The organism is Pseudomonas sp. HLT2-19-2, assembly GCF_054898005.1.
In genome coordinates this window covers 611,450-624,544 of the sequence record NZ_CM142712.1, presented here as the reverse complement: position 1 = coordinate 624,544, position 13,095 = coordinate 611,450, and the positions used below count along the sequence as shown (strand labels likewise).

General features: G+C 58.5%; 14 protein-coding genes and 1 pseudogene. 6 read left to right on the top strand and 9 right to left on the bottom strand.

The genetic code is table 11. The annotated features are described in order from the left end of the window. Positions 1-31 precede the first annotated feature (31 nt). The 5 genes from ACYZTU_RS02980 to hutC all read right to left on the bottom strand — a co-directional run bounded on the left by ACYZTU_RS02980 (position 32) and on the right by hutC (position 6,014). Positions 32-1,000 (bottom strand): ABC transporter substrate-binding protein, encoded by a 969-nt coding sequence (locus tag ACYZTU_RS02980; protein ID WP_131061238.1) that lies wholly within the window; start codon positions 998-1,000, stop codon positions 32-34. A 67-nt stretch (positions 1,001-1,067) separates the two neighbouring features. After that, complete coding sequence (locus ACYZTU_RS02975) at positions 1,068-2,540, bottom strand: purine-cytosine permease family protein (protein WP_461967882.1); 1,473 nt, start codon at positions 2,538-2,540, stop codon at positions 1,068-1,070. Between the two features lie 44 nt (positions 2,541-2,584). Further along, the gene (gene hutU, locus ACYZTU_RS02970) at positions 2,585-4,267 is read right to left on the bottom strand and encodes a urocanate hydratase (protein ID WP_461967880.1); all 1,683 of its coding nucleotides are present in this window, start codon (positions 4,265-4,267) and stop codon (positions 2,585-2,587) included. Positions 4,268-4,737: 470 nt separating this feature from the next. Then, entirely contained in the window at positions 4,738-5,307 is a 570-nt protein-coding gene (locus ACYZTU_RS02965; protein ID WP_461967878.1) for a HutD/Ves family protein, read from the bottom strand. Then, positions 5,304-6,014, bottom strand: coding sequence for a histidine utilization repressor (gene hutC, locus ACYZTU_RS02960; protein ID WP_177326944.1), 711 nt, complete (start codon positions 6,012-6,014; stop codon positions 5,304-5,306). The genes ACYZTU_RS02965 and hutC overlap by 4 nt, the downstream gene beginning before the upstream one ends. A 146-nt stretch (positions 6,015-6,160) precedes the next feature. Between hutC and ACYZTU_RS02955 the strand changes: the two genes are divergently transcribed. After that, positions 6,161-7,525 carry a formimidoylglutamate deiminase gene (locus ACYZTU_RS02955; RefSeq protein WP_461967876.1) on the top strand — a complete coding sequence of 455 codons (1,365 nt, stop codon included), beginning with the start codon at positions 6,161-6,163 and terminating at the stop codon, positions 7,523-7,525. A 51-nt stretch (positions 7,526-7,576) separates the two neighbouring features. Here the strand turns inward: ACYZTU_RS02955 and ACYZTU_RS02950 are convergent, their stop codons facing one another. Both ACYZTU_RS02950 and ACYZTU_RS02945 read right to left on the bottom strand, forming a co-directional pair. Next, complete coding sequence (locus ACYZTU_RS02950; protein WP_461967874.1) at positions 7,577-8,146, bottom strand: lipocalin family protein; 570 nt, start codon at positions 8,144-8,146, stop codon at positions 7,577-7,579. A 31-nt stretch (positions 8,147-8,177) separates the two neighbouring features. Continuing rightward, complete coding sequence (locus ACYZTU_RS02945; protein WP_131061244.1) at positions 8,178-8,432, bottom strand: hypothetical protein; 255 nt, start codon at positions 8,430-8,432, stop codon at positions 8,178-8,180. A 30-nt stretch (positions 8,433-8,462) separates the two neighbouring features. Between ACYZTU_RS02945 and ACYZTU_RS02940 the strand changes: the two genes are divergently transcribed. From ACYZTU_RS02940 to ACYZTU_RS02920, 5 genes and pseudogenes are all read left to right on the top strand, one after another. Next, entirely contained in the window at positions 8,463-8,672 is a 210-nt protein-coding gene (locus tag ACYZTU_RS02940; protein WP_461967872.1) for a hypothetical protein, read from the top strand. A gap of 43 nt (positions 8,673-8,715) precedes the next feature. Next, positions 8,716-9,750, top strand: a pseudogene (locus ACYZTU_RS02935) (HAMP domain-containing protein); the annotation flags it as partial. Between the two features lie 93 nt (positions 9,751-9,843). Further along, the gene (locus ACYZTU_RS02930) at positions 9,844-10,608 is read left to right on the top strand and encodes a methyl-accepting chemotaxis protein (protein ID WP_461970943.1); all 765 of its coding nucleotides are present in this window, start codon (positions 9,844-9,846) and stop codon (positions 10,606-10,608) included. A gap of 166 nt (positions 10,609-10,774) precedes the next feature. Next, a complete protein-coding gene (locus ACYZTU_RS02925; protein ID WP_449642775.1) occupies positions 10,775-11,047 on the top strand; it encodes a type II toxin-antitoxin system Phd/YefM family antitoxin in 273 nt (90 codons plus the stop codon). Continuing rightward, on the top strand, positions 11,044-11,370 hold the full coding sequence (locus ACYZTU_RS02920; RefSeq protein ID WP_461967871.1) for a type II toxin-antitoxin system RelE/ParE family toxin: 327 nt from the start codon (positions 11,044-11,046) through the stop codon (positions 11,368-11,370). The genes ACYZTU_RS02925 and ACYZTU_RS02920 overlap by 4 nt, the downstream gene beginning before the upstream one ends. A gap of 19 nt (positions 11,371-11,389) precedes the next feature. Here ACYZTU_RS02920 and ACYZTU_RS02915 read toward each other — a convergent pair whose 3' ends face one another. Together ACYZTU_RS02915 and ACYZTU_RS02910 are read right to left on the bottom strand one after the other, a co-directional pair. Further along, positions 11,390-11,992: a DUF924 family protein gene (locus tag ACYZTU_RS02915; RefSeq protein WP_461967869.1), complete on the bottom strand. Its 603-nt coding sequence runs from the start codon at positions 11,990-11,992 to the stop codon at positions 11,390-11,392. A gap of 3 nt (positions 11,993-11,995) precedes the next feature. After that, complete coding sequence (locus ACYZTU_RS02910; RefSeq protein ID WP_461967867.1) at positions 11,996-13,006, bottom strand: class 1 fructose-bisphosphatase; 1,011 nt, start codon at positions 13,004-13,006, stop codon at positions 11,996-11,998. Positions 13,007-13,095 lie beyond the last annotated feature (89 nt).

Genomic DNA, 13,095 nt, shown 5'->3' with positions numbered 1-13,095 from the left:
CTGCCGCTCAGGGCAGTCGGAGAGGCTCAACCTACAAGGCCGCGTCGATCTTTTTGGCTGCGTCTTCGCTCACCCATGCATGCCAGACTTCAGGATGTTCCTTGAGGAAGATTTTCGCCAGTTTTGGTGACTCGATCCGCTCTTTGGCCATACGCCCGAGGTTCTGGTTAAGCAGGTCGATTGGCAGGTTGACCTTTTCCAGCACAGCCACCAGTTCCGGGGCTTGCTCGTGGAAGGTCTTGGACAGGCCGACCTTGATGGTCACGCGCTTGTCCACGCCTGGCTTCTCTTCGAGTTTAACCAGGTCCACCTGGCCCATCAGCGGGGTTGGCGACCAGTAGTAGAACAGGATCGGCTCGCCACGTTTGTAGCTCGACAGCACGGCGGCATCCAGCGCCGGGCCGGTGCCTGGGCGGAAGTTGGTGTAGGTGCTTTCCAGGCCGTAGCTTTTCAGCATTTCGCTGTTGTCCAGTTCACAGGTCCAGCCGGCCGGGCAGTTGTAGAAACGGCCCTTCGATGGCTCTTCCTGATCCTTGAACACGGCGGCGTACTTGGCCAGGTCGGCGATGTTTTTCAGGTCCGGCGCCTTGGGTTCCAGCTTGCGCTTGGCGTCGCCTTCGATCACGTAGCGCGGCACGTACCAACCTTCGATCGCACCAACGACCGGAGCGCCGACACCGACCACCTTGCCGGCCTTCTCGGCCTTGTTCCAGACCTCGCTGCGCCCAACCCACTCTTCGGCGAACACTTGAATGTCGTTGCTGCTCAGGGCGTTTTCCATGGTGATGGAGTTGCCTGGCAGGCTGTCGACCTTGCAGTCGTAACCTTTCTCCAGCACGACCTGCATCACGTCGGTCAACAGCATGCCGCTTTCCCAGTTCAGGCCGGCGAATTTCACCGGCTTGCCCGACTCGCACCAACCGGCTGCCTGAGTAGCACCGGCACTGGCCAGCAGGCCCATGGAAAGCAATGTGGTCAGCAGGGTCTGGTTCGATTTCATTGTGTGACGCTCCTAATCATGAATTGGCTTACGGCAGTCAAGAGGCATCCAGCCTGTCCACGTCCAATCAGGCCTGCGCCGCAGCGCGACCGGCCCCGCTTGTTTTAGGTTGTACAACGCTGTCCAGCTCGACCGGCAGAATCAGTTGATCAGGTACGGCGCCATGCCATTTTTTTGCGCACACGTAATACAGGGCTGCGGGAAGCACCAGTCCGATGATCCAGGAAATATCCACACCACCCAGGGCGTCTACCAGCGGACCGGTATAGAACTTGGTGGAGATGAACGGCAGTTGCACCAGTACACCGAAGACATAGATGCTGATACCGAGGGGGTTCCAACGGCCGTAGCGACCGTTCGGATCGGCCAACGCCGGCACGTCATAGCGCTCGCGGGTGATGCAGTAGTAGTCCACCAGGTTGATCGCGCTCCATGGCGTAAAGAACGCCAGCAAGAACAGGATGAACGACTTGAACGCACCGAGGAACGAGTGCTGACCGAGCAGCGCGATCAGGGTCGCAGTACCGACGATGACCAGCACGAAAACCAGACGCTGCAAGCGCGTGACCTGCAGGTGACCACGGAAACCGCTGATGATGGTCGCGATGCACATGAAGCTGCCGTAGGAATTCAGCGTGGAGATGGTGACCTTGCCGAACGCGATGCTGAAGTACAGCAGCGCAGCGGTGGCACCGGTACCGCCCAAACCAACGATGTAGGCCACTTCGTGGCCGGCGAATTGCCCATTGGCCGTGGCGGCGGCAAACACGCCGAGGATCATCGCCACCTGTGCGCCAATGACCGAACCCGCGCCAGCGGCGAAAAACGTTTTCACCGAGGAAATCTTACTTGGCAGGTAGCGTGAATAGTCAGCCACATAAGGGCCGAAGGCGATCTGCCAGGACGCCGCAAGCGACACCGAGAGCAGGAAACTGCTCCAGCTGAAGTGGCGGATTTGCAGCAGTGCGCCAATGTCAGTCTGGCTCATCAGACGACTGAACAGGTAAACAAAGGCAATCACACCAATGACGCTGGCGACACGGCCAATGAAATGGATTACCCGATAACCGAGCACCGTGACCAGCACGATGACACTGGCGAAGATGAGGATACCGACGCTGTCGCTGACACCAAGCAACTGGCCCAGCGCCTGACCGGAAAGCACGGTTCCCGTTGCGGTGAAGCCGAGGTACATCAAACAGACCAGCACGATCGGGATGGCCGCGCCATAAACGCCGAACTGTACCCGGCTGGAGATCATCTGCGGCAGGCCAAGCTTGGGCCCTTGCGCTGCGTGTAGCGCCATGACACCGCCGCCGAGCAATTGGCCGATCAGCAAACCGATCAACGACCAGAACACATCGCCACCGAGTACCACCGCCAATGCACCGGTGACAATCGCAGTGATTTGCAGGTTGGCACCCAACCACAGGGTGAATTGGCTTAACAGACGACCGTGTCTCTCCGCTTCCGGGATGTAGTCGATCGAACGTTTCTCGATCAACGGTTCACTGCCTGCACGATCGTTGTTAACAGCCATGATTCAACCTCTGTGGATTGTTTTGTGGGGTTGGCTTTGGGTTGTTATTGACCGGTAATCATCGGCAGGTTCAGACCCTGCTCCTTGGCGCAATCGATCGCGATCTGGTAACCCGCATCGGCATGACGCATGACGCCGGTGGCCGGGTCGTTGTGCAGTACGCGAGCGATACGCTCGGCCGCTTCGTCAGTACCGTCGCAGACAATCACCATGCCCGAGTGCTGGGAGAAGCCCATGCCGACGCCGCCGCCGTGGTGCAGGGAGACCCAGGTCGCGCCGCTCGCAGTGTTGAGCAGCGCGTTGAGCAGTGGCCAGTCGGACACGGCATCGGAACCGTCCTGCATGGATTCGGTTTCGCGGTTTGGGCTGGCGACAGAACCGGAGTCCAGGTGGTCGCGACCAATCACGATTGGCGCGGACAATTCACCGCTGCGCACCATTTCGTTGAACGCCAGACCGAGCTTGGCGCGCAGGCCCAGGCCAACCCAGCAGATACGTGCCGGCAGACCCTGGAAGCTGATGCGCTCGCGCGCCATGTCCAGCCAGTTGTGCAGGTGGGCGTCGTCCGGGATCAGCTCTTTTACTTTGGCGTCGGTTTTGTAGATGTCCTGCGGATCGCCCGACAGAGCAGCCCAACGGAATGGACCGATGCCGCGGCAGAACAGCGGACGGATGTAAGCCGGTACGAAGCCTGGGAAGTCGAATGCGTTTTCCACGCCTTCTTCTTGCGCCATCTGACGGATGTTGTTGCCGTAGTCGAAGGTCGGAATACCCATTTTCTGGAAGTCGAGCATCGCTTTAACGTGCACGGCCATCGATTGCTTGGCGGCTTTGACCACGGCGGCAGGTTCGGTCTTGGCGCGAGCGCGGTATTCGTCCCAGGTCCAGCCAGCCGGCAGGTAACCGTTGAGCGGGTCGTGGGCGCTGGTCTGGTCGGTGACCATGTCCGGGCGCACGCCGCGCTTGACCAGTTCCGGCAGAATTTCAGCCGCGTTGCCCAGCAGCGCGATGGAAATCGCTTTGCCTTCCTTGGTGTATTTGGCGATGCGCGCCAGCGCGTCGTCGAGGTCAGTGGCTTGCTCATCCACATAACGGCTGTTCAGGCGGAAATCGATGCTGACCTGCTGGCATTCGATGTTCAGCGAGCACGCACCGGCCAGGGTGGCGGCCAGTGGCTGAGCGCCGCCCATGCCACCGAGGCCAGCGGTCAGGACCCAACGACCTTTCAGGTCATCGTTGTAGTGTTGGCGACCGGCTTCGACGAAGGTTTCGTAGGTGCCTTGAACGATGCCCTGGCTGCCGATGTAGATCCAGCTGCCGGCGGTCATCTGGCCGTACATGGCCAGGCCTTTGGCGTCGAGTTCGTTGAAGTGTTCCCAGCTCGCCCAGTGTGGCACCAGGTTGGAGTTGGCGATCAGTACGCGCGGGGCGTTGCTGTGGGTCTTGAACACGCCGACCGGCTTGCCGGATTGCACCAGCAGGGTCTCGTCGTCGTTCAGGTTGGTCAGGCTTTCGACGATCTTGTCGTAGCATTCCCAGTTACGCGCCGCACGACCGATACCACCGTAAACCACCAGTTCTTTAGGGTTCTCGGCGACTTCCGGGTCGAGGTTGTTCATCAACATGCGCAGCGGCGCTTCGGTCAGCCAGCTCTTGGCGGTCAGCTTGTTGCCGCGAGCGGCACGAATTTCAACGTCACGGTACTTAGTGGGCTTATTGTCAGTCACGAAAAAGACTCCTCAGCGATCAATCCAAACCAACCCTGGCGGTGGGTAAGCCAGCTTGTGCGCATCGTTGCGCCACAAGCGAATCAGTGGACGCTGCGGAGAGTCTCGGACGACTCATACGCATACGTCTTTACTTGTACATACAAGCATATGCAATCAAGCGGCCAACTTGTTGGATGGCTGTTCAAGAAAAGTTTTGAAAGGGCTGGAAAGCGCATGGATCAAGGGTTTTGGCAAAGATGAAATTTTTCGGGGGGATTTTGCGAGAGGGATTACAGCTGTTACTTGAGCGGGGGTTTGCGCCACGCTGGGGCGTTCGGTAACAAGTTGGTGCGCATTTGGGAACGGATTTGCTCGGTGAAAAAGCTTCGCGGGCAAGCCTCGCTCCTACAGGTTTTGCGTCGATCACCAATAGTTGGATCGACATCAATCCTGTAGGAGCGAGGCTTGCCCGCGAAAGGGATTTTGAATCAGCGTGTGATCAGCTCAATCACACAGCACGAGCCGTTAATGGAGACTTCCAAAAGCCCGGTATTACCGTCAAGTTGCAGGCAATCATGGCGGCCCAGTTGCGAGGCACTGTTACCGACCTGCACTTCAAGCTCGTTGGTGACACTGAACACGAGCACAGTGCCCGCCGAGCTGAAAAACCGCTGCTCGCCGTCCAGCCACTGCAACCGCGCGCGGTAACGCTGCGGTGCATAGATCAGGTTGAAATCGCGAATCGGCCCGACGAGCAATGTGCAGGAAACCTGGCTCTCGCCGCTGAAGGCGAACGGGTCCAGCGGTAACAACGGCCGCGTGTCCTGGCCATCGACGCGCAAAGTCATGCCGTCGCCTTGCAGCACGGTGATTACACGCTCGTAACCGGCAAAGGTGGAAAACCCGCCCGACTCGCCAATATCAGCAATCGACAGGCGCCAGCCAAATCCATCAAGGCCAGTGCCCGCATCACGGGTGATCTCTTCAGTGCTGCCGCCACCGTTTTTCCACGGCATGCGTGGGTAATCTTTCGCGCGTAGTACCTTGACTTGACTCATTTATGAAAGCGTCCTTCCAGACGATGACGGGAACCGGGGTGGATCAAACGGGCGGCGGTCACCGGCTGACGGCCGGACCAGGTACGGCGACGAATCAGCAGGCACGGCTCGCCCTTTTCAATCTGCAGCAACTTGCATTCGCTGGCCTCGGCCAGAATCGCCTCGACCACATGCTCGCCTTCAGTCAGCGGCGCGACCTGGTTCAGATAGGCGTATGGCGTTTGCAGGGTGAAGTCCTGCTTGAGGTAGTCCGGCGCCACCAGCGCGTTGACGAAACGGTCTTCGATTTGTACCGGGATATCGTTTTCGAAATGCACGATCAGCGAGTGAAAGACTTTCTGGCCTTCACGCATGTCCAGCGCCAAGGCGCGCTCGGAACCGGCGGCCTCTTCTTCGAGAGTGATGACCTTGCAGGTATGACGATGGCCACGGGAGGCGATTTCGTCGGCGATGTTGTGCACTTCAAACAGCGCAGATTGGCTTTTCGGTTCGGCGACAAAAGTCCCGACACCTTGCATGCGCACCAACAGACCGTCGGCGGTCATCTCGCGCAGGGCGCGGTTGATGGTCATGCGGCTGAAACCCAGTTGGTTGACCAGCTCGCTTTCCGACGGAACGCGGTAGTGCGGCGGCCAGTTTCCACTGTCGATTTGCTGGGTGATCATCTGTTTGACGCGGGCGTACAAGGGCGCCGGACTGTCGCCCATGTGTGCGGCCAACGGTGACACTGGGGGCGGAGTCGGCACGGTTAATCCTTGTTGATCTGTTAGAGGTTGCTAGCTTGCCGGAGTTTACCGAGCAGGCAAACGTCTGTATATGTATATACAAATAACACACGATGGGGTGCTGAACCATGTCCGCCTTCTTTGCCGAACGCGCGCTGCTGCCTAGTGGATGGGCCAACAATGTACGTCTTGAGGTCAGCACCGAGGGCGTGCTGACCCATATCCAGGCCGATTCCCACGCAGATGATGCCGAACGGTTAAGCGGTCCGCTGCTGCCGGGCATGCCCAATTTACACTCCCACGCCTTCCAGAGGGCCATGGCCGGGCTGGCGGAAGTGGCAGGTAATCCGAACGACAGTTTCTGGACCTGGCGCGATTTGATGTATCGCCTCGTCGGAAAAATAAGCCCGGAGCAGCTCGGCGTCATCGCTCGTCAGCTGTACATCGAAATGCTCAAAGCCGGTTACACCTCGGTCGCAGAATTTCACTACGTACACCACGACACCAACGGTCAGCCGTACGCCGACCCGGCCGAACTGGCGCTGCGCATCAGCCAGGCCGCCAGTTCAGCCGGCATCGGCCTGACCCTGCTGCCGGTGCTCTACAGCCATTCCGGCTTCGGTGGCCAAACGCCGAACGACGGCCAGCGCCGCTTTATCAACAGTACCGAAAACTACCTCAAGCTTCAGTCGCGCTTGCAGCCGATCCTGGCGCAGCAACCGGCGCAGTCGCTGGGTTTGTGTTTCCACTCGTTGCGTGCGGTAACACCGCAGCAAATCAGCGAAGTACTGGCCGCCAGCGACAAGCAGTGCCCGGTGCACATTCACATCGCCGAGCAGCAGAAGGAAGTCGATGACTGCCTGGGCTGGAGCGGTCGCCGCCCGCTGCAATGGCTGTACGAAAACACCGAGGTCGATCAGCGCTGGTGCCTGGTTCACGCGACCCACGCCAACCCGGAAGAAGTCACGCTGATGGCCAAGAGTCGCGCCATCGCCGGCTTGTGCCTGACCACCGAAGCCAACCTCGGCGACGGTATCTTCCCGGCGGTGGATTTCCTCGCTCAGGGCGGGCGCATGGGAATTGGCTCCGACAGTCATGTGTCATTGAGCGTGGTCGAAGAATTACGCTGGCTGGAATATGGCCAGCGCCTGCGCGACCAACGACGTAATCGTTTGTATGGCGCGGATCAGCCGATGGTTGGCCGCACACTGTACGACGCAGCGCTGGATGGCGGGGCTCAGGCGTTGGGTCAGCCGATTGGCGCGCTGGAAGTTGGCAAACGTGCGGATTGGCTGGTGCTGGATGGCAACGATCCGTACCTGGCGACAGCCAGTGGCGACGGGATTCTCAATCGTTGGTTGTTTGCCGGTGGCGACCGTCAGGTGCGGGATGTGCTGGTCAATGGCCAGTGGGTTGTGCGTGACGGGCATCATGCCGGGGAAGAAGAAAGCAACCGCGCCTTCACCCAGGTCTTGCGCGATCTCCTGGGCTGATCCCTCATTGATCGTTCCCACTTCGCGCGGGAACGATCAGTAGCGGAGTAATCAGTTCGAAGTCTTGGCCATCTGCGTATCAGTCGCGCGCCAAATCAGTCGCGTGGTGTCGTAGCCCTGCTGACGTGCCTTGCTCAGCAATTCCTCACGCACAACGCCATTGACCGTCGGGGTCCGTGACAGCAGCCACAGATACTTGCGGCTCGGATCGCCAACAATGGCGGTCTTGTAGTCATCGCTGACGTACAACACCCAGTATTCGCCCTTCGCAACACCCGGCATCAGCCGCGAAAACCAGTTGTCGAATTCGACCCACAATTTGTCGGTCTTGCCCGGCACCTGTGGCCAAGCCGTGCCTTTGGCCTCTTCCCATTGCCAGTCCGCCGTCAGACAGCGGTTCAGTACCAACACGTCGCCGTCAGGCTTGAGCGTGTAATGGGCTTCAGATTGTGCGCAGTTGCGCTGGAAATACATCGGCAGACGGGCCAACTCGTACCAAGTCCCTTGGTACTTCTTAAGATTGACGCTGTTGTCAGTTTTCGGTGCCAACGGATCTACGCCGGAAGTGGCGCAGCCGGCCAAAACCAGGCCGGCTAAAAGGACTATCAGTAACCGTTTCATTGTTTTTCTCCCGTGGGCGCATAGCCCCGGATTACTTCAGGCCTTGGCCGGAAAACATCAGCACTTGGTCACCGGCGTACTGCACGCTGATAAAACTGTTCTTGTCACCCCAGGTACAACTGGACATGCCGAGCGCGCCCGAGCAGTCGGTGGGTTTGCCCAGCAAGGTTTCTACCTCGGCCTTTGGCATGCCTGACGACAGCTTCGAGTAGTTTTCCTGATTGACCTTGCTGCACGCGGCCAACAACACGCAGAACGAAAGCAGGGCGATAGAACGCAGCGACATTGTGTAGCTCCTGGGGCGAAGGGGAATGGCATGACTGCCAAGCTGAAGCTTAGAAGAGAAAACCCCTGTCTGGTTCCGTGGCTGGCCGGCTATTTGTGGGCCGCTCGTCTGTCTTTCGTGAAATATCAGGAACTTTCATTGGCTATTGAGTGTTTCGTCGGTTTTCGTAAAAGCCGCCTAATCTTTGCCGCCGCTCAGTCGACATATAAGCAGCGCAAGCCCACGACTGTGGCAAATTGACGCCCCTTTGTTGACCAGCAGCCTCTTCGCGGTAGTTTATTTAATGACCAGAAACATGAAGTTCAGCCACAAGATCTTGTTGGCTGCTGCCCTCGTGGTGGCCGTTGCATTCGCTTGCTTCATCCTCTTCAACGACTACCGCCAGCGGCAAACCTTGCGCGGCAGCACCGAATCCTCGATGCAGGAACTCGGCAGCCTGACCACCAGCAACATCCAGACCTGGCTGGAAAGCCGCATTCAGTTGCTGCAATCGCTGTCCCAGCAGATCGCGGTGGACGGCAGCGCTCAGGCCAACCTCAAGCGCGCCATCGACCTGCCGGCCTACACCAGCAATTTTCAGCTGAGCTATTTTGGCGGTACTGACGGCGTGATGTTCTCGGTCCCGGCCGGCAATCGTGCGGCGGATTACGACCCTCGCGCCCGTGGCTGGTACAAGGCGGCCAACAGCGCGCAGCAGACCATCGTCACCGAACCGTATATCGCCGCGTCGTCGGGCAAACTGGTGATCACCGTCGCCACGCCGGTGAAACATCAGAATCAAATGATCGGCGTCGCCGGTGCAGACATTGACCTGTCCAGCGTCAGCGCAATCATCAACTCGCTGAACTTCGGCGGCCACGGCCATGCCTTTATCGTCAGTGCCGGCGGCAAAATCCTGATCCACCCGGACAGCAAACTGGTACTCAAGAGCCTGACCGACGCCTACCCGAACGGCGCCCCGAACGTCAGCCCGGGCATGAAGGAAGTCGAACTCGACGGCAAGACCCAATTCATCTCCTTTACTCGCGTCAACGGTGTGCCCTCGGCAGACTGGTACGTGGCGCTGGTGCTGGATCAGGACACCGCGTTCTCGATGCTCAGCGAGTTCCGTACTTCGGCGATTATCGCCATGGTCATTGCCGTGGTGATCATCATCGCGCTGTTGGGCATGCTGATCAGCTTCTTGATGCAGCCGTTGCTGACCATGGGCCGCGCCATGCATGACATCGCCGAAGGTGAAGGTGACCTGACCAAGCGTCTGACCATCCACGGCCAGGACGAATTCGGCGCGCTGGGCACCTCGTTCAACCGTTTCGTGGAGCGTATTCACACCTCGATCCGCGAGGTGTCCTCGGCCACTGGCCTGGTCAATGAAGTCGCGCTGCGTGTAGTTGCCGCGTCGAACTCGTCGATGTTCAACTCCGACCAGCAAGCCTCGCGCACCAGCAGCGTGGCCGCAGCCATCAACGAGCTGGGCGCCGCCGCCCAGGAAATCGCCCAGAACGCCGCCCTCGCCTCTCAGCATTCGAGCGATGCTCGCGCATTGGCCGAAGACGGTCAGCAAGTCGTCGATAAAACCATCGCGGCGATGCAGCAGCTCTCGGCGAAGATCAGCGATTCGTGCGGCAACATCGAAACGCTCAATAGCAACACCGTGAACATCGGGCAGATTCTGGAAGTGATCACCAGCATCTCCCAGCAGACCAACTTGCTGGCACTCAACGCCGCCATCGAAGCGGCTCGTGCCGGTGAAGCCGGTCGTGGTTTTGCCGTAGTGGCCGACGAAGTGCGTAACCTCGCACACCGTACCCAGGATTCGGCGCAGCAAGTGCAGAAGATGATCGAGGAACTGCAAGTCGGCGCCCGGGAAGCCGTGAGCACCATGACCGACAGCCAACGCCAGAGTGAAAGCAGCGTCGGCATCGCCAACCAGGCGGGCGAACGTCTGGGCAGCGTGACTCAGCGGATCGGTGAGATCGACGGGATGAACCAATCCGTGGCGACGGCGACCGAAGAGCAAACGGCGGTGGTGGAGTCGATCAACGTCGACATTACCGAAATCAACACGTTGAACCAGGAAGGTGTGGAGAACTTGCAATCGACCTTGCGCGCGTGTACCGATCTTGAGCGGCAGGCGGCGCGGTTGAAGCAGTTGGTGGGTAGTTTCCGGATTTAAAGCGCTTTTGAAGGCCTCATTGCGAGCAAGCAAGCTTGCTCGCAATGGCGGCATCAGTTGCAACAAAGATCTAACCACTTAGAGAGAAACGTTGGTCGCCACAGCCTGACGCAGGACTGAATTAAGACTAAACTCGGTCCTACTCAAACTTGGCGAGGCTCACCCCATGAAGCTTTCATCTCAAATCAAGCCGATCAGCTACCTGAAAAGCCATACGGCCGAAATCGTCAAAGCACTTACAGAGAGCCGCGAGCCCTTGGTGATCACCCAAAACGGTGAAGCGAAGCTTGTGGTCATGGACGTAAAAAGTTTTGAAGAGCAGGAAGACACCATGGCCCTGCTTAAGCTCTTGGCGATGGGAAATCGTGAAATAGTAGAAGGCAAGTTTCGCGACGCCGAAGATGTCTTTGCAGAACTGGACAGGGCTGACCATCAATGAGTTTAAAGGTCGTCATTCTTCAGTCTGCCGAGACTGACCTGAAAGAACTTCGTACTTATCTCATCAAACAGTTCTCTACTCAAACTTGGCAAAGCACCTATGCCGACCTGAAGGCCGTCATCCGCAATTTGGGGATACAGCCCTATGCAGGATCGATTCCGGAAGAAATCGAGAAGCTTAATCTCAGCCAATATCGACAAATCCTGTCAGGGATGAACAGGATCATCTATGAGATTCGTGAGCAGACGGTCTATGTTCACATCATTGCCGACACCCGAAAAAATCTGCCAACACTGCTGATGAAGCGGCTACTTCAAGGGTAAACGTGAGCTCGGGGCGCGTTTAGAAACGCGATCCAGGCTTACTCAGAAACTCCAACTCCTCAGCCGTAGATTCCCTTCCCAACACCGCATTCCTATGCGGAAACCGCCCAAACCGCGCAATCACCTTTTGATGCCGCTCGGCATAATCCAGGTTATCGGCAAACACCGCTCGATCAGCTTCTGGCTGCTCGGCAACCAGCGCGATAAACCGCGAGACGGCCTCGTTCTGTACCGCCAGATTCTCGCAATGCTCAAACACCAGATAGATAAACACCCGCTGAATCGGCCGCAACTGCCGATCAAAATCCGCAGCGATGCCTTGCGCCACCAGCGCCTGAGCCCTGAGATCGCCTGCAAAAGATTCTGGAGTGTCGCGAAAGATCATTCGCGGGAGTTGATCGAGCAGCAGCACCAGAGCCAGCCAACCTTCGGGGCGTTGCGCCCAGTCGGCCAATTCGCCGGCCAGTGCCTGCTCGACCCAGTCCCCGAAACGCGTCTGCGCTTCGAGGTCCTGGCTGTCGCGCTTGCCGAACCATAACTTGCCCTTGTCAGCCGCTACTTCGTTGGGTGATTCGGAGTTTCCAAACCACCATTCAAGCAACGGCTGCCAGGGCGCGGTCATGGTTTATTCCTTGTGGTAAGCCGTGACGCGTTCGACTTCTTCTTTCGAGCCGAGGAACACTGCTACGCGCTGGTGCAGGCCTTCAGGCTGAATGTCGAGGATGCGTTGATGGCCGTCGGTGGACGCGCCGCCCGCTTGCTCAACCAGGAACGACATCGGGTTGGCTTCGTACATCAGACGCAGTTTGCCCGGCTTCGACGGCTCGCGGCTGTCGCGTGGGTACATGAACAGACCGCCACGGGTCAGGATACGGTGCACGTCAGCAACCATCGCGGCGACCCAGCGCATGTTGTAGTTCTTTTTCAACGGGCCTTCATCGCCCGCCAGCAATTCGCCAACGTAGCGTTGTACCGGCGCTTCCCAGTGACGCTGGTTGGACGCGTTGATCGCGAATTCCTGAGTGGTTTCAGGAATCGTGATGTCTTCGTGGGTTAGGACGAAGCTGCCCATTTCTCGGTCCAGCGTGAAGCCTTTCACGCCATCACCCAGGGTCAACACCAGCATGGTCTGCGGGCCGTAGATAGCGTAACCGGCGGCTACCTGCTCGGTGCCTGGCTGCAGGAAAGCCTTTTCGTTCAAGGCTTCGTTCTGGCTCAGGTATTCGCTCGGGCAACGCAGCACCGAGAAGATAGTACCGACCGGTGCGTTGATATCGATGTTCGACGAGCCGTCCAGTGGGTCAAATACCAACAGGTAGGCGCCTTTCGGGTATTTGCCCGGGATCTGGTAGGCATTGTCCATTTCTTCGGACGCCATGCCGGCCAGGTGACCGCCCCACTCGTTGGCTTCGAGCAGGATCTCGTTGGAGATCACGTCGAGTTTCTTCTGCACTTCGCCTTGGACGTTTTCGGTGCCCATGCTGCCCAAAACACCACCGAGGGCGCCTTTGGACACGGCGTGGCTGATTTCCTTGCAGGCGCGCGCCACCACTTCGATCAGGAAACGCAGATCGGCAGGAGTGTTGTTGCTACGGGTCTGCTCAATCAAATAGCGACTCAGGGTAACGCGGGACATGGAAGGCTCCGGTGGAATGGGGGGCTAAAAACCCGCGCAGTTTAACGCGAGTCGGGGCGCATTTCCTCCTATCAGACGTGTTACACCCA

What these genes read in the sequence shown, in the direction of transcription:
- ACYZTU_RS02940 (WP_461967872.1), top strand. Translation starts at nt 8,463, where the DNA reads ATGACTGCCAAGCTGAAGCTTAGAAGAGAAAACCCCTGTCTGGTTCCG.
- ACYZTU_RS02915 (WP_461967869.1), bottom strand. Translation starts at nt 11,992, where the DNA reads ATGACCGCGCCCTGGCAGCCGTTGCTTGAATGGTGGTTTGGAAACTCC.
- ACYZTU_RS02930 (WP_461970943.1), top strand. Translation starts at nt 9,844, where the DNA reads ATGTTCAACTCCGACCAGCAAGCCTCGCGCACCAGCAGCGTGGCCGCA.
- ACYZTU_RS02910 (WP_461967867.1), bottom strand. Translation starts at nt 13,006, where the DNA reads ATGTCCCGCGTTACCCTGAGTCGCTATTTGATTGAGCAGACCCGTAGC.
- ACYZTU_RS02980 (WP_131061238.1), bottom strand. Translation starts at nt 1,000, where the DNA reads ATGAAATCGAACCAGACCCTGCTGACCACATTGCTTTCCATGGGCCTG.
- ACYZTU_RS02925 (WP_449642775.1), top strand. Translation starts at nt 10,775, where the DNA reads ATGAAGCTTTCATCTCAAATCAAGCCGATCAGCTACCTGAAAAGCCAT.
- ACYZTU_RS02920 (WP_461967871.1), top strand. Translation starts at nt 11,044, where the DNA reads ATGAGTTTAAAGGTCGTCATTCTTCAGTCTGCCGAGACTGACCTGAAA.
- hutC (WP_177326944.1), bottom strand. Translation starts at nt 6,014, where the DNA reads ATGGGCGACAGTCCGGCGCCCTTGTACGCCCGCGTCAAACAGATGATC.
- ACYZTU_RS02955 (WP_461967876.1), top strand. Translation starts at nt 6,161, where the DNA reads ATGTCCGCCTTCTTTGCCGAACGCGCGCTGCTGCCTAGTGGATGGGCC.
- ACYZTU_RS02975 (WP_461967882.1), bottom strand. Translation starts at nt 2,540, where the DNA reads ATGGCTGTTAACAACGATCGTGCAGGCAGTGAACCGTTGATCGAGAAA.
- ACYZTU_RS02965 (WP_461967878.1), bottom strand. Translation starts at nt 5,307, where the DNA reads ATGAGTCAAGTCAAGGTACTACGCGCGAAAGATTACCCACGCATGCCG.
- ACYZTU_RS02950 (WP_461967874.1), bottom strand. Translation starts at nt 8,146, where the DNA reads ATGAAACGGTTACTGATAGTCCTTTTAGCCGGCCTGGTTTTGGCCGGC.
- ACYZTU_RS02945 (WP_131061244.1), bottom strand. Translation starts at nt 8,432, where the DNA reads ATGTCGCTGCGTTCTATCGCCCTGCTTTCGTTCTGCGTGTTGTTGGCC.